2 protein-coding genes and 3 pseudogenes (1 of these 5 running past the window's edge) are annotated in these 17,836 nt (G+C 49.2%); 2 read left to right on the plus strand and 3 right to left on the minus strand.

All coding sequences use genetic code 11. The features are described from left to right. Positions 1–14,392 carry the beginning of a non-ribosomal peptide synthase/polyketide synthase gene (locus AACQ38_RS21200; RefSeq protein WP_165579015.1) on the minus strand. Its footprint begins 14,714 nt before the window's first position, so only the first 14,392 of its 29,106 coding nucleotides appear in the window; the start codon lies at positions 14,390–14,392; its stop codon lies beyond the left edge, outside the window. Between the two features lie 348 nt (positions 14,393–14,740). Then, a pseudogene (locus AACQ38_RS21205) lies at positions 14,741–15,305 on the minus strand (IS30 family transposase); the annotation flags it as partial. Positions 15,306–15,973: 668 nt separating this feature from the next. Here AACQ38_RS21205 and AACQ38_RS21210 point away from each other — a divergent pair. Continuing rightward, positions 15,974–16,366: pseudogene (locus AACQ38_RS21210) on the plus strand (helix-turn-helix domain-containing protein); the annotation flags it as partial. A 270-nt stretch (positions 16,367–16,636) separates the two neighbouring features. On the opposite strand, the gene AACQ38_RS21215 reads toward AACQ38_RS21210, so the two are convergent. Next, on the minus strand, positions 16,637–17,641 hold the full coding sequence (locus AACQ38_RS21215; protein ID WP_165579017.1) for an IS110 family transposase: 1,005 nt from the start codon (positions 17,639–17,641) through the stop codon (positions 16,637–16,639). Positions 17,642–17,711: 70 nt separating this feature from the next. Here AACQ38_RS21215 and AACQ38_RS21220 point away from each other — a divergent pair. Continuing rightward, positions 17,712–17,836: pseudogene (locus tag AACQ38_RS21220) on the plus strand (IS630 family transposase); the annotation flags it as partial.

A 17,836-nucleotide genomic window follows, 5' to 3' on the forward strand; every position in this document is an offset into this window, starting at 1 on the left:
CGCCATTAAGCAACGGAGCCCAGACTTCAAATGTGCTAGCATCAAAAGCCGGATTAGCGGTAAAAGCAACCCGATCATCCGGCCCCACTTCAGCATAACCATTATTGATGACCAGCCGGACTACAGCACGATGCGGCACCACCACCCCTTTGGGTATCCCGGTCGAGCCGGAGGTATACATAACATACGCCGGTTCAGCGTTGGAATGTGGCAATTTAGGGTTAAGGCCATCCTCCTCCCTGATAGTGCCCATGTCATTTGAGAGCCGAAGCAGCGGCACGGCCAGATCAGTCGGAATATCCGTCCGCGCATCAGTAAGCAGCAATTTGGCTGAACAATCGTTTATTAGCCAATTTTTCCGCTCGTCCGGCACGCGGGTATCAACAGGCACGTAAATAGCCCCGGCTTTGAGAATAGCCAACTGAGCCACCACCAGTTCCACCGATCGCCCTAACAAAATTGCCACAGGCTCATTTGGGCAAACGCCTTGTTCGATCAGTTGACGGGCTAATCGATTAGCGCAGACATTCAATTCAGCATAACTCAGCGTTTGATCTCCCGCGATGAGCGCTATAGCCCCCGGATTTTCCTCCGCCTGCTGTTCAAATAATTGATGAATGCACAACTGTTCAGGATATGGGGTTTCGGTAGCGTTCCAGGTTTCCAACAACAAGCGTTCCGCTTTCGGCAAGATGTTGAGTGCCCGTACCGGGGTTTCCGGTGCCTGCTCAAGCGCCGCCACCAAACTCTCCAGTGCCTGTTGCATATAACCGCATATCCTTTCCGGATTAAACGGCTGGATAATTTGAGCGGTTAGCCCCAACGCGCCACCAAAATCCTCCACCGACAGCACAAACGGATAGTTGGTTCGCTCCTGTCCATCAATAAATTCAATACCGCTGATAAGTTCATCCGTCGTTTCCGACAAGACATTATGTCGATAGTTCAACAGACTACTAAAAAGTGGGATCTCACCCGGTACACCACTACAACGCTGGGCCAGCGCCAGTGAAGCATGCTCATGGGCTAATAATCCGGCCAGTCGGGTATGGGCAGCCTGCACGCTGTCACGTACCGGGGTCTCATCGATATCCAGCCGTAACGGCAAGGTATTAATAAACAACCCCATGCCGCTATCCGCGCCGTCCCCGGCCTGCATACGCCCAAACAGCACCGTACCAAACACCACTTTCTTCTGACCACAGGTACACGCTAACACCTGCGCCCAAGCTAGATGACACAAGGCCGCCAGACTGACGCCCAGATGTCTCGCCTGATGACGCAAACGGTCATTCAGTGTGCTCGTCAGCATCCGGTGGCATTCCGTCACCTGAGATCCATCACGGTGTACCTCCGTCAGCCCGAACGGTAACGTCGGTTCCTCCACCGCCGCCAACATTTCAGTAAAGAAACACGTATGCGCTTCCTGGCTAACACCCAACCGGGCCTGTGCCACCAGATTACGGAATGGCGCTGGCGCAGGCAGGCTGTCTTCCTGACCTGAAAGATATGCCTGCACTTCGCGGTTCATCACGTCCAGTGTAGTATGGTCGCCAATCAGGTGATGGTGCAATTCCAGTAAAAACCAGCGACCATCGGTCTCCTGTACCACCACAAAACGCAGCAGAGGGGCCTGGCCCAAATCAAGACGATAATGGCGGGGATTAAAACGTTGAGCCAGTTGCTCACAAACCGGCCCATCAACCGGGTCTAACATCAATTCAGTGACTGACAACGGGGCCAGACGCCAGACTACCTGCACTGGCACTGACAAACCTTGCCAGATAAAGGCGGTACGCAAAATATCATGCCGATCAATTATCCGTTGTACCGCAGTCAAATAATTATCTAACAGCGCCCGGTCAGCAAAAGCCATTTGGCTGATCAACAGATACGGATCACCGTCCTTCTCCAGCAGATGGTGGAACAAAATACCGTCCTGCAACGGCGACAGCGCATAGATATCCTGGATATTACTAATCCCACCCGGGACCTGCCCGATGATGGTGTCAATTTCAGGCTGGGTCAGGTCAATCAACGGCAGTAGATCCGGCGTCAACGCCACCGTATCCGGAGTAATACGGTTATCAGGCGCCGGGATTTCATTATACTGAACTTGGGACTGGGCCAGAACACGGAGGGTTGGATACTGGAACAACGTTTGTATCGATATACTCAAACCAATACGCCGCAGGAGCTCAATCATCCGCACAACGAGCAGTGAGTGGCCCCCCAATGTAAAGAAATTGTCATGCCGACTAATCTGCTCAATCCCCAGTAATTCACGCCAAATCGCCGCCAGCGCTATTTCCATTTCCCCTTTCGGGGCCTCATAAGTCTGGCGGGCAAGGTCTTGCTCCTGTGGTACCGGCAACGCCCGGCGATCCAGTTTACCATTCGGAGTCAATGGAAACGCATCCAGACGCACAAAGGCCGACGGCACCATATAATCTGGCAAAATGTCAGTCAGGTAAGCATGCAAGCCAGCTGCCAGCCCCTCGTGAGCTTCCGCCACCACGTAGGCGACCAGCCGTTTATCCCGACCGTCATTCAGCGCCAGTACCGCCGCCTCTTGTACCGTTGGATACTCAGTTAATCGGATTTCAATTTCCCCCAGTTCAACACGGAAACCGCGGATTTTGACCTGCTGGTCATTACGCCCCAAGAACGCGAGATCACCGTCCGGCAGATATCGGGCCAAATCCCCAGTACGATACATACGTGCACCGGATACCGAACTAAAGGGATCCGGCATAAAATGTTCCGCACTCAATGTCGGCAAGTTTAGATAACCCCGTGCCACCCCAACACCGCCAATATACATTTCGCCAACGCAACCTAATGGCACGGGTTGCCCGTCTCGGTCCAACAGGTAGACGCAGGTATTCTTAATAGGCCGACCAATAGCATGATCATCCGTTGGGGATAATATTTCCTTGCAGGTGGCCGTCACGGTATTTTCCGTCGGGCCATACGCGTTCAACAACCGAGGGAGCTGGCCTTTCTGCGTAAACCAATCCTGAACGGCGTTCTTTTTGACCGCCTCACCGCCAATGATGATGAGTCTGAGATAATCTGGTAGCGGTGAGGAATGATTTTTGGCAATCAGTTCAGACCAAAATAATGTCGGCAAAGACATGACCGTGATATGGTTTTGCCAGACTAAGGCAATAAACTCCGGTACCGAAGCCAACCAGCTATCATCCCGCATGACCAACGTGGCGCCATTACATAATGACGAGAAGCATTCTTCGATGGAAACATCAAAGGCAAAAGCAGCAAATTGCAACATCCGGTCTTGCGCGGTAACGGCATAAGCTTCATTAAAACCCAGATACCGTTGATATACCGCCTGATGCTCTACCATCACCCCTTTCGGCTGCCCGGTTGAGCCGGAGGTGTAAATCACATAGGCCAGATGCTGGGGCGTCAATGCCGGAACTTGCGGATTGCTGTCCAGTTGATCAGGCAAAATATTCGGGTCAAGTACCGTCAACCCGACCAGCGCTTCTTCACCCAACGCCGCCCGGCCAACCGCATCAGCCAAAACTACTGCCGGAGTTGTATCATTCAGGATATACGCCAGACGCTCCCCCGGGTAGGTTGAATCCAGCGGCACATAAGCGCCCCCTGCTTTTAGCACCGCCAACAATGCCACTACCATCACCGGGGAGCGTGTCACGCAAATTGCCACCCGCTGATCCGGTGTGACACCCAACCCAATCAGTTGATGGGCCAGACGGTTAGCACAGGCATTTAACTCGGCGTAACTGAAAGTCTGATCTTGATATGCTAACGCCGTCGCTCCCGGGGTTTGCTCTGCCTGCTGCTCAAAAAGCTGATGAATACATAACGGGTCAGGATACGGAATTTCTGTGACGTTCAAGGTTTCCAGCAACAACGTGCGTTCCATTTCAGGCAAGATGTTCAGTGCTCGTACTGGTGTCTCCGGGGCTTGCTCAAGGGCCTCTACCAGACTCTCCAGTGCCTGCTGCATATAACCGCATACCCGATCCGGATTTAACGGCTGCACCACATGAGCGGTCAGTCCCAACGTGGTGCCATCATCCTCCACCGACAGCCCAAAGGGATAGTTAGTGCGCTCCTGACCGTCAAGAAATTCAATACCCTCTATCGTTTCATCTGAAACCACTGGCTGATCATTATGCCGATAGTTCAGTAAGGCACTAAAAAGGGGCGTACCGCGGGCAACCCCACTGCACTGCTGAGCCAGCGCCAGTGAAGCATGTTCATGCGCCAGTAACCCAGACAGTCGCAGATGTACCGCCTGCACACTATCCCGTACTGGGGTATTATCCATATCCAACCGCAGTGGCAAGGTATTAATAAACAACCCCATCCCACTGTCAGCCCCTTCCCCTATTGCCATGCGCCCAAATAGCACAGTGCCAAACACCACTTTCTCCTGCCCGCTGGTACGAGACAGCACCTGTGCCCAAGCCAAATGACACAACGCCGCCAGACTGACCCCCAAACACCGTGCCTGACGACGAAGACGGTCATTCAACCCGGCCGTTAGTGTCCGGTGCGATTCCCTCTCTTGAGATCCATCATGATGTACATCTGACAGCCCGAACGGCAGCGTCGGTTCATCCACCGCCGCCAACATCTCGGTAAAGAAACGGGTATGCTCGGCCTGACTCACCCCTAACCGGGCCTCCGCCACCAGATTGCGGAAAGGAACGGGTGCTGGCAGATTGTCCTCCTGTCCAGCAAGGTACGCCTGTACTTCACGGTTCATCACATCCAGCGTAGTATGATCGCCAATCAAGTGATGGTGCAACTCCAGTAAAAACCAGCGGCCATCAGTCTCCGGTGCCACTATAAAACGCAACAGAGGTGCCTGGTTTAAATCGAGACGATAATGACGGGGATTAAAACGCAGCATCAGTTGCTCACAAACCGGCCCATCAACCGGGTCCAGCGTTAGTTCTGTGACTGACAATAGCGCCTGACGCCAGACCACTTGCGCCGGCACTGACAACCCTTGCCAGATAAAGGCAGTACGCAGAATATCGTGGCGATCAACCACCTGTTGTACCGCCGCTAGATAGCGATCCAATAGAGACCGGTCAGCAAAGACCACCTGACCGGCTAACAAATATGGATCACCTTCATTTGCCAGTAAGTGGTGGAATAAAATTCCGTCCTGCAACGGTGACAACGCATAGATATCCTGAATATTGACCATTCCACCCGGCACCAGCTCAACGATACGGTCAATCTCTGATTGAGTCAGATCAATCAGCGGCAACATCGTTGGGGTGATTCTCGTCGTCGTTGATGTAATGACATTCTGTGGCACCACCACAACCGAAACCGAATGTTGCCCCAGTTTTTGCGCCAGTTCAAATAGCACCGGCGACAAGAACAGATCACGCACTGCTAGGGTAAGCCCTTGATGACGCAAGCGTTCAACCATCCGTACAACAAGCAACGAGTGTCCTCCCAGCGCAAAGAAATTGTCATTCCGGCCAATCTGTTCAACCTCCAGTAACTCACGCCAAATCGCCGCCAAGGCAATTTCTATTTCTCCTTGCGGCACTGCATAAACCTGACGGGCAAAAGCTTCATTATTCAGTGCCGGTAGTGCCCGGCGATCCAACTTACCATTTGGGGTTAATGGCAATGCATCCAGACGCATAAAGGCTGCTGGTACCATATAATCCGGCAAAATGGCACTCAGGTGAGCCCGCAAATTATTCACCAATCCCTCATCCATTGGTGCCGCCACATAAGCCACCAGCCGTTTGTCCGGCCCATCACCTAATGCCAACACAACCGCTTCATGCACCGCCGGGTGTTCTACTAACCGAGCCTCAATTTCCCCCGGTTCAACCCGGAAGCCCCGGATTTTAACCTGTTGGTCATTACGGCCGAGGAATTCCAGATTGCCATCCGGCAGATAACGGGCCAAATCTCCGGTTCGATACATTCGTACACCCGGTTTATCGCTAAATGGATCGATAAGGAAACGTTCAGCCGTCAATTCAGGGCGATTCAGATAGCCACGCGCCACACCTGTGCCACTAATATACAACTCACCCACGCCTCCTAGTGGCACCAGTTGACCATTAGCATCCAATAAATAAACCGACGTATTGGCCCCCGGGCGCCCAATAAGCCCCCCTGTATCTGTATAGTCTGATGGACAATGCCAAGTTGTAGCACAAACTGTTATCTCTGTCGGTCCATACGCATTGAACAGGTTTACCTGACTACGCAAAGCCTGAAACAGTGCCACATTGGGGGTCTCCCCTCCCAATATCAAGGTCGGTTTTATCGTTATCGCCGGTAAATCAGCACCATCCCGAAGCAGTGCTGGCGTCAGGCAAGCGTGCGTTACCAACTGTTCTTCTATGTAACGCCAAAGATGGTGCGGGTCCTGACGAACGATATCGGCGGGAATGTCCAGAGTAGCGCCACCGCATAGCGACATCATGATTTCCCAGACACTGGCATCAAAGCTAAATGAAGCAAACTGCAACATCCGGCTACCAGCGTGAATATCGAACTGGGCGATTTTATCCCGGATAAGATTGACCAGCCCACGATGTTCGATCATGACTCCTTTTGGCATACCGGTCGAACCGGAGGTATAAATCACATACGCTAAATGCTGTGCGGTCAATTCCGGTATCTGCGGGTTACTGTCCGACTGGTTAAACAGAGTATTCGGGTCGAGCACTATCCGTTCTGCCAATGCCTTCTTACTCAACGCGGTACATCCGGCATTGTCTGCCAGCAAAATAGCCGGCGCAGCATCCATCAGAATATATTCCAAACGGTCACTCGGATAGGTAGGGTCCAACGGCACATAAGCTCCACCGGCTTTTAATACCGCTAATAATGCCACCACCATTGCCGGTGAACGTACTACGCAAATCGCCACCCGTTGATCCGGTATGACGCCCAATTCAATCAGTTGATGGGCTAGACGGTTGGCACGGGCATTTAATTCGGCATAACTGAGGCGTTGCCCTTCATACACTAACGCTATTGACTCCGGTTTTTTTGCTGCCCACTGCTCAAACAGTTGATGAATGCATAACAGGTCAAAATCCGTGGTTTCCGTGGCATTCCATGTTTTTAACAGCAGCGTACGCTCCGCTTCCGGTAAGACTTCCAATGCCCGAACAGGCATTTCCGGTGCTTGTTCAAGGGCCTCCACCAAACTTTCCAACGCCTGTTGCATATAACCACATATTCTTTTTGGATCAAATGGTTGCACCACCTGAGCAATCAGCCCTAAAGTGTCCCCCCCATCCTCCACCGATAACCCAAAGGGATAATTAGTGCGCTCCTGTTGTTCTTGTCCGCCCAGAAATTCAATACCACTCATCATTTCATCCGAAGTAATCGGTTCATCACTATATCGGTAGTTCAACAGAGCACTAAAGAGTGGCATACCACTGGCAACCCCACTGCACCTCTGGACTATCGCCAGTGAGGCATGCTCATGTGCAAGCAATCCAGCCAGTCGCAAATGCACCGCCCGCACACTATCCCGCACAGGGGTATCATCGATATCCAACCGCAGCGGCAAGGTATTGATAAACAGTCCCACACCACTATCAGCCCCTTTTCCCGCCGCCATGCGCCCAAACAGCACAGTGCCAAACACCACTTTATCTTGCTGGCTAGTACGCGACAACACCTGTGCCCAAGCCAGATGAAACAACGACGCCAGACTAACGCCCAAATGTCGGGCCTGACTACGCAGGCGGTCATTTAACTCAGCAGTCAACATCCAATGAAACTCTGTCATCTGAGAACCATCAAGATGCACATTCGACAGCCCAAATGGCAATGTGGGCTCATCCACTTCCGCCAACATGTCGGTAAAGAAACGGATATGCGCTTCCTGACTCATCCCTAACCGTGCCTCAGCTACCAAATTACGGAAAGGAACCGGTGCAGGCAGGTTGTTCCCTTGTCCAGCGAGATATGCCTGCACTTCACGATTCATCATTTTCATTGTGGTATGGTCGCCAATCAGATGATGTTGCAGCTCCAGTAAAAACCAGCGACCATCGGTCTCCTGCGACACCACAAAACGCAATAGCGGTGCCTGACTTAAATCGAGACGATAATGACGGGGATTAAAACGTTGAGCCAGTTGCTCATAAACCGGCCCGTCAGCAGAATTTAACATCAATTCGATAATTGATAACGGTGCCTGACGCCAAACCACCTGAACCGGTGCTGATAACCCTTGCCAGGTAAAGGCGGTACGCAGAATATCGTGGCGATTAACCACCTGTTGCACTGCCGCCAGATAACGATCCAGCAATGAACGATCAGCAAAGGCCATCTGGCTGACCAAGAGATACGGGTCGCCTTCGTTGGTCAATAAATGGTGGAACAGGATGCCATCCTGTAACGGTGACAGGGCATAGATATCCTGAATATTGGCGATCCCGCCTGGTACTTGCTCAACGATACAGTCAACCTCATTCTGAGTCAGCTCGATCAATGGCAGCATCGTCGGTGTTAATGCCGTAGTTCTCGGCGTAATAACATTAGCAGGTACCGTCACAGTTTGGTGCTGCCTCAGCGTTCGAGCCAATGCTGACAACACCGGAGACTGGAACAGATCACGAGCCGCCAATGTAAGTCCAAGGTTACGCAAACACTCAATCAGCCGAATAACCAGCAAAGAATGACCGCCCAAGGCAAAGAAATTATCATGCCGACTAATCTGTTCAATGCCCAAGACCTCACGCCAGATAACGGCCAGCGCAATTTCTGTTTCCCCTTTCGGGGCTTCATAAACCTGACGGGCAAAGGCTTCCTCGCCTGGCACCGGCAGTAATCGGCGATCCAGCTTGCCGTTCGGGGTTAACGGGAAGGCATCCAGACGCACAAAGGCTGACGGTACCATATAGTCAGGCAAAACTGCACTCAAGTAAGTACGTAGATTATTCACCAACTTGTCATCTGCTGGTGCCACCACATAAGCCACCAAACGTTTAGCCTGCCCTTCACCCTGCGCCAACACAGCCGCCTCACGTACCGATGAGTACTCTGTCAGTCGTGTTTCAACTTCACCAGGTTCAATACGGAACCCACGGATTTTGACCTGCGGGTCATTACGGCCAACAAATACCAAGTTGCCATCTGGTAAATAACGAACCAAATCTCCGGTGCGGTACATTCGTGCACCCTGTTTATCATTAAATGGGTCAGACAAGAAACGTTCAGCCGTCAATTCCGGCTGATTCAGATAGCCACGAGCGACAGCGACTCCCCCAATGTAAAGCTCACCAACGACACCCATTGGAACAGGTTCCCCATGAGTATCGAGAATATAGATTTGGGTATTAGAAATTGGGCGACCAATCGGTATGTTATCGACAAAACAGCTCGGATGATTGGTATCAAACACAGTACAACCCACGACGGTTTCGGTTGGACCGTACTCGTTGATGATACGTGATCCAGGCGATAGTGTTCGCCAGAGTGCAACAGTAGAACTGGGTAGCGTCTCCCCGCCCACAACAAAACAGTGTGCAGGACATTTTCGCCCCACAGTTTTCAACTCCTGCCCCATTGCTGAAAAATGGCTAGGAGTCATTTTAACCAAAGCACCCGACTCCATTGACATCAGCGCAGGGAGAAGTTCAATTAGCTCCTGCCCGTCACGGAGCAAATGGATCTTGCCGCCACACAATAAGGGCAGGTAAAGACTGGTAACCGTGGCATCAAAGGCTAGCGGCGACGAAACAATACCATCAAATTGCTTTTCAGTTAGGTAATTACTCAGTGCCCATAGCAGGTAGTTGCAAACACCACGATGTTCCAACATCACCCCTTTCGGCGTCCCCGTCGAACCCGAAGTATAAATGACATACGCCAGATGTCGTGAGGTTAATGCAGGTATTTCTGGGTTGTAGTCCCGCAGGTTAAACAGTGCATTCGGGTCAAGTATGGTGAGCTCTGCCAGTGCCTGCTCACCCAACGCTGCACGCCCGACCTTATCAGCCAGCAAAATAGTTGGGGCAACATCCCTTAAAATATGCGCCAAATGCTCACCCGGATAGGCAGGGTCCAGAGGTACATAAGCTCCACCAGCTTTCAGCACCGCCATCAACCCCACTATCATTGCCGGTGAACGTGACACACAAATCGCCACTCGTTGATCTGGTACTACACCCAATGCAATTAGCTGATGAGCCAACTGATTAGCACGAACATTCAATTCGGTATAATTGAGCGTTTGTTCTTCATATGCTAACGCTATCGCATCAGGGGTTTTCTCCACCTGTTGTTCAAACAGCTGATGAACGCACAATTGGTCAGGATACGCAGTTTCCGTGGCGTTCCAGGTCTTTAACAACAACGTACGCTCCGCTTCCGGCAAAATTTCCAATGCCCGAACAGGCATTACCGGGGCTTGTTCAAGAGCCTCTATCAAACTTTCTAGCGCCTGTTGCATATAACCGCATATCTTTTCTGGCTTAAATGGTGACACTACCTGAGCAGTCAGACCCAAAGTAGTACCACCATCTTCTACCGACAGTACAAACGGATAGTTGGTCCGTTCTTGTTCCCCCAAGAATTCAATACCGTCCATCGTTCCATCCAGAGTCACCAGCTGCTCATTATGCCGATAGTTCAACAAAGCATTAAAAAGTGGTGTACCGCTGGCAACACCGCTGCACCGTTGAGCCAGCGCCAGAGAGGAATGCTCATGCTCCAATAACCCGGCCAGTTGCAAATGTACCTTTCGCACACTATCCTGTACCGGAGTATCATCCATATCCAACCGCAACGGCAGGGTATTGATAAACAATCCCATGCCACTGTCAGAGCCTTTACCTGCCTGCATCCGCCCAAACAGTACTGTGCCAAACACCACTTTCTCTTGCCCGCAGGTACGCGATAATACTTGTGCCCAGGCCAGATGACACAACGTCGCCAGACTGACGTTCAGACGTCGGGCTTGATTGCGCAGACAGTCATTCAACTCAGGTGCCAACATCCTATGGGATTCCGTTTTCTGAGATCCATCACGATGCACGTCCGCCAACCCGAACGACAACGTGGGTTCATCCACCGCCGCCAACATCTCGGTAAAGAAACGGGTATGTGCAGCCTGACTCACGCCGAGCCGGGCCTCAGCCACCAGATTACGGAACGGCACCGGCGCAGGCAAACAGTCCGCCTGTCCTGCAAAATACGCCTGTACTTCATTGTGCATCACTTCCATTGTTTCATGGTCGCCGATCAAATGATGCTGTAATTCCAGTAAAAACCAGCGACCATCAGTTTCCTGAGCGATAACAAAGTGCAGTAGTGGTGCCTGACTTAGATCGAGACGATGGTGACCCGGATCAAAACGCCAGGTTAATTGGTCAATGACAGGACCGTCAGCCGGATCCAGAGTCAATTCCGTCACGGACAACTGCGCCCGACGCCAAACCACCTGAGCTGGAACTGATAATCCCTCCCAGATAAAAGCGGTACGCAGGATGTCGTGACGATCAACCGCCTGTTGCACCGCCGCCAGATAGCGGTCCAGCAGAGACCTATCAGCAAAGATCACTGGATAAATCAACAGGTACGGATCGCCTTCCTTTTCCAGCACATGGTGGAACAGGATTCCGTCCTGTAACGGCGACAACGCATAAATATCCTGAATATTGGTAACTCCACCAGGCACCTGCCCGACAATGTAGTCAATGTCAGCCTGAGTCAAATCAATCAACGGCAACATCAGCGGCGTCAGTACCGTTGTCGTCGGTGTAATGATATTGGCCGGTATCCTCACGGCCTGATGCCGCCCCAACGTTTGGGCCAGTGCTGACAGCACCGGAGACTGGAACAGATCACGCGCCGCCAATGTTAACCCCTGGTGACGCAGACGTTCAATCATCCTCACACCAAGCAGTGAATGGCCTCCTAGCGCAAAGAAGCTGTCATGCCGGCTAATCAACTCAATACCCAACAACTCCCCCCAGAGGGTTGCCAGAACGATTTCAGCCTCCTCTTGCGGGGCTTCATAAACCTGACGGATAAAATCTCCCTCTCTTGGTGCCGGTAATGCCAGGCGATCCAGCTTACCATTCGGAGTCTGAGGGAAAGTATCCAGACGCACAAAGACAGACGGCACCATATAATCTGGCAAAATGGCAGTCAGATGAGCATGTAAACCAGCCGCCAGCCCCTCATGGGTTTCCGCTATCACATAGGCGACCAGTCGTTTATCCTGACCATCATTCAACGCCAGTACCACTGCCTCTTGTACCGTTGGATACTCAGTTAATCGGGTTTCAATCTCCCCCAGTTCAATGCGGAAACCGCGGATTTTGACCTGCTGGTCATTGCGACCCAGGAATTCCAGATTGCCATCCGGCAAATAACGCGCCAAATCCCCAGTGCGATACATCCGTGCATTGTGCCTATCGCTAAACGGGTCAAGCAGGAAACGTTCAGCCGTCAATTCTGGCCGGTTCAGATAACCCCGAGCGACACCCACACCACCAATATACAATTCGCCAATGCAACCTAATGGTACCGGTTGTCCATATCTGTCCAGCAAATAAATACAAGTATTGCTTACTGGCCGACCAATTGAGCCATCATCCTCTGGGGATAATATCTCCTGACAAGTCGCAATCACGGTATTTTCAGTCGGACCATAAGTATTCAATAACCGTGGGCGATGAGTTTCCTTCGCAAACCAATCCTGAATAGCTCGCTTTTTCACCTCCTCACCACCAATAATGATTAATCTGAGACACTCCGGTAGTCGTAATGCGTTGTCTCTGGCCGCCAGTTCAGACCAAAACAGGGTCGGCAGAGACATCACCGTGATACGATTTTGCTGAGTTAAAGAAATAAACGCCTGTAGAGAAGACAACCAGTTATCATCGCGCATCACCAGCGTAGCGCCATGGCATAATGACGAGAAAAATTCCTCGACTGACGCATCAAATGCAAACGATGAAAATTGCAGCATTCGGTCTTGCGCCGTGACCGCATAGACCTCATTAAAGCCCAGAATACGTTGGTAAACAGCCTGGTGTTCCACCATCACCCCTTTCGGTGTACCAGTAGAACCTGAGGTGTAAATCACATACGCTAGGTGGTGTGGCGTCAATTCGGGTACCTGCGGGTTACTGTCCCGTTGATCTGGCTGGGTATTCGGATCAAGCACAGTCAACTCAGCAAGTGCTTTCTCACCCAGCGCCACTTGCCCTGCCTCATCAGCTAGTATCACTAATGGGGCAGCATCATTCAGCATATGAGCCAAACGTTCGCCCGGATAAGTTAAGTCCAGCGGCACATAGGCCCCGCCTGCTTTCAACACCGCGAGCAGCGCTATCACCATAGCCGGAGAGCGTGCCACACAAATCACTACCCGCTGGTCTGGTGTAACGCCCAGCGCAATCAGTTGATGAGCCAATCGGTTGGCTCTGACATTTAATTCAGCATAACTGAGGATTTGCCCTTGACATTCTAATGCCAAAGCCTCTGGAACAATCTCCACCTGTCGTTCAAATAACTGATGAATACATAGCGGATTAGGATAGGGGTTTTCTGTAGTGTTCCAGGTTTCCAGTAGCAATATACGCTCAGCCGCAGACAGCAAATTAAGCTGCCAGATAGGGGTTTCCTCTTCCCGCCTTTTTGACGCTACCAATACCTGTAAATGTTCGCTCATCCGCAGAACAACTTCTGGGCTAAGGCAATTTCTATCGTAGATCCAACGAAAACCACCCCGCGAATTCACCTGGAGGGTCAACAATTCACCAGACACTTCCTGATTACACAGTCTGTCATCCTGTATTACAGAGATAGCAATTCGCCACGGTCGGCTTGTTGTTAATTCAGGAATAGTACGCAGTATAGGAGAGTGAGAAAGGAGATCACAACTAAATGTATGGTGCTGTGTCAACCTCTCAAACTCGTCATCAATCCAGTCAGCTACCGCACACCAAGGCTTATCAAACTCCACCTCAACCACCATTGGTACCACCGGCGACAAATTATCCAGTTTATCTTCTGCCTCATCCACACGCCACCCAACTTGGAATTCAGCTTGATGAGTCAAACGCGCAAGATAGATAACAAACGCCTGTAACAGTAGCCGTAATGGATCTTCTTCACTATTTCCTGGTAGTGGGGGCTGCCAGGCGCTTATTGTCCATCTGGGTTCCGCTTGTTGCCCTGTCATTTCGAAAGGTAATTGGAATGCCTCTAAAGAAGCAAGACGCTCATGCCAAAATAATTCACTAGATGCGACGAAATTCTTCACATTATGGAGCTGTTGTGAAGCATCATTTACGTTAGTTATATCCTCTGACGTCGGAGAAAAGAGTTTAGCTTTAAGAACATTTTTCATTTTAGCAACGTTATCTTTCATCTATATCTATTCCCTTAACGAATTTGTTAGAAATTTGAAAACTGTCGTTCCCAACAGCCATCAATCGGGCTTTTCTCTTATTTCTTGTTTCCAATAAATAAAAACCGACACGTCTTACATCAATTCAAGATACTCAGATACTGGATGCCATAGCTGGGTCAATCATTGCCAATTAATAATCTTTCGACGCTAATCACCCTTACAAAGGAACAAATAATTCACCTTATATTCCTGAATAAAACATTCCTTTTTAACTCTTGTTTTCTGAATAACTCCCATTAATTTCTTATTATATTTATTGACTGATATTGAATTCCATGGTGGTTTCGCATAGTAAATGCAACATCATTACATTACGAGTAAACAATTTCGTATTCCTTTAAATAATCTATTAAAGAACTTTGCCATCCCGAGTTTTTTAGTAGATTATTTAATCGGGTTACAACCAAATTTATCCCTTGGTTAGAGATTTTATTAAAGTCTATTCCTTTCGGAAAGTATTGTCTAATAAACTCATTGATATTTTCATTTACCCCTATTTCCCAGACGGAATAAAGATTCAAAAAGTAGGTATTTATTTCTAATTTTTTGCTGATAATTTCATGACTCGAAAACCCCAAATTGTTATCAAGCGTCATTGTTTTAGCTATTTATTTTAACAAGTATAACTCCTTCATTATGATTATGGCTTTTGGTTCTTATTTTCTATTAAATCTGATGATTATCGTATAGAGCGTAGTAATACACTCTCTCTATCTTTTCTAATTATCGTATCGCCTTCTCAGTCACCAATACATTTTTTATCAATGAGTTATGTTCGTTCATCAATACTCACTTTATTTTTAATTTTTCCTCCTCTTTCAGAACAGACATAGAGTTTACGATACGGTTTATTGGCAATTCTGAGATGCTGTCATAAGTCACCATTATCATTAAGAATGGAACTGTTGATTGTATTGATTATGCATAAATGTCAAATTACTATTGAACTTTATCTACTCACTATTAATTCTTAATTAAAATCATTTAAAAAAAAATTAAACCAATTGTTATTAAATTATCAATAAATTCATAAAAACACCCTGTATATCCGTCATTCCGCAGCCATATCTGTAATGTACTGATTTTAAATCGTTTGTATAAAATTTACGCACTTGTTGATTCTCAATTAAAACAACAAATTACGAATGCGGTGCGGAATGTCGGGTATATCCAATTTCATAAAAATAGAAAATTAGATTAAAAAAAATTTTCAAGGCATTACTTTACAACAAAAATAAAACCATTAATTTCAATATAAGGTAATTTATAAAATATTCAACAATATTAACTTAGAGTGGTAAAACTTTAACTTCGATTTAATATTTTTTGTGGTTATCATAAATAATAATTATACAACAAAGGCTATAATCACCACTTCCCCATAGTTATTACCATCCATTATTTTAATACCAAAGCAAAATTTCTTAATTCAAGTTAACTGAATTACCCCATATTTCCATCAAAAAACACGTTATTACATATACCCGTAATCATTGAAGATGCTTGATTTTATCCGAAATGGAGATCATTATCCTCGCTATGAAAATATTTATTACATCAGAACAAAAAATCAAACTTGAACGTCTTCACGACACCACTCGTGATGGTCAGGTACGAGACAGAATAAAAGCTATCCTTCTGGCTTCTGAAGGGTGGAGTTCTGTGATGATAGCCCAGGCATTGCGACTCCATCAGACCACCGTTGACCGCCATATCAGTGATTACCTCAATCAGGGGAAACTTCAATCTGATAATGGGGGGTCTGATAGTTTGCTTTCCCAAGAACAAACTGACTTTTTAATCAATCACTTATCTCAACATCTTTTCCATCACACCCATGAAATCGTGGCCTATGTTGCTCAGCTCTGGAAGATTACCTTTAGCATTCCCGGCATGAATAAATGGCTACACCGTCAGGGTTTTTCTTATAAAATCTATGGTCACCCCCGTTTTTGCAACACAAATTTTGATGTATGGTGGGCTTGCGTAAATCTATTCGGCGTCTGGTGAGCAGTCATGCCCGCGCCACGATGAGTTCCGTGCCTGCCGAACCTTAAAAACCGGTCGGCTTCAGAGAGCCATTTTTTATATCAGGTTCATCAGCAGGCCGATAGGCCGTTCATGTCATCAATTATCTGTCGTCGCAAAACCAGATGGTAACTGCTTAACTTACTGAGCTAACGCCGTTTTTCGTTGGCTCTTTTATTTAATGAACACCGTCTGATGTGCCGTAACGGCCCAGGCTATTCGGGCCAGTTTATTCGCCAGCGCGCACGCCACAACGTTCGAGTGATGGCGGGCAAGCTGCCTGTTCACCCACTCTGCCAGACGCCCTGGATTATGCTCCAGCCGCTGCATAAAGACCCTGGCACACTGTACCAGCAGCCGCCTCAGATTTTTATCACCCCGCTTGCTGATGCCCATCAGTGTCGTTTTTCCACCCGTGCTGTACTGGCGGGGAACCCGCCCTGTTGAAGCCGCAAAGTCACGGCTGCTGGCATAGTTTTTACCGTCTCCCAGCCGCATGGCTAACAGACTCGCCGTTACCGGCCCAACGCCAGGAATGGTCAGCAGGCGTTGCGCGGTTTCATCTTCCGCCAGATGCGTTTTCAGTTCCTTATCGACTTCCTCAATTTCTCCGCTGAGGTAAACATAATGACTGTGGAGTCTGCTCAGAACCCTTGCCAGATAAGGCGGAAAGTCATTTTCTTCCAGCACAGCGGCCAGACGTCGTATCACGGCAATACCGCGCGGCAGACTGACGCCGAACTCCAGCAAAAAAGCGTGCATCTGATTGGTGGTTTTAACGCGTTGCCGTATCAGTGAGTCTCTGACACGATGGAGGGCGGCCATCGCCTGTTGGTCTTCTGTGCGGGGGGGCACAAAGCGCATGGAGGGCCGGGAAGCTGCCTCGCAGATAGCTTCAGCATCGACAAAATCGTTCTTGTTACTCTTAACAAAAGGACGGACGAACTGCGGAGAAATCAGCTTTGCCTCATGGCCTAAATCAGCGATCCGGCGAGCCATAAAGTGCGCCCCACCGCAGGACTCCATCACTACGGTTGCAGCCTTGCAGGAACCGAGAAAATTAATAAGCTGAGTGCGGGAAAACTTCTTACGCAGCAGGGCGTTACCCTGCCTGTCCTGACAGTGGACATGGAAGGAATGTTTACCGAGATCGATACCAATAAGCGTAACGTTTTGCATGATGGTTCCCTCTAAAATAAAATACCCTGCTAGCGTACCTCTCACAGGGTGGGGGTGACCATCTCATTAACCGGGTGGCGTCCCTCATAAATTCGACGCAGAAAAACAGCGACAATTTATTGAATATTATGAGAATCTTAAAGTCACAGCGAAAGACGAACCCATCCTTTTTCTTGACGCTGTTCACCCGACTCA

This window comes from Photorhabdus sp. RW14-46 (assembly GCF_963887965.1).
GTDB classification, from domain to species: domain Bacteria; phylum Pseudomonadota; class Gammaproteobacteria; order Enterobacterales; family Enterobacteriaceae; genus Photorhabdus; species Photorhabdus laumondii.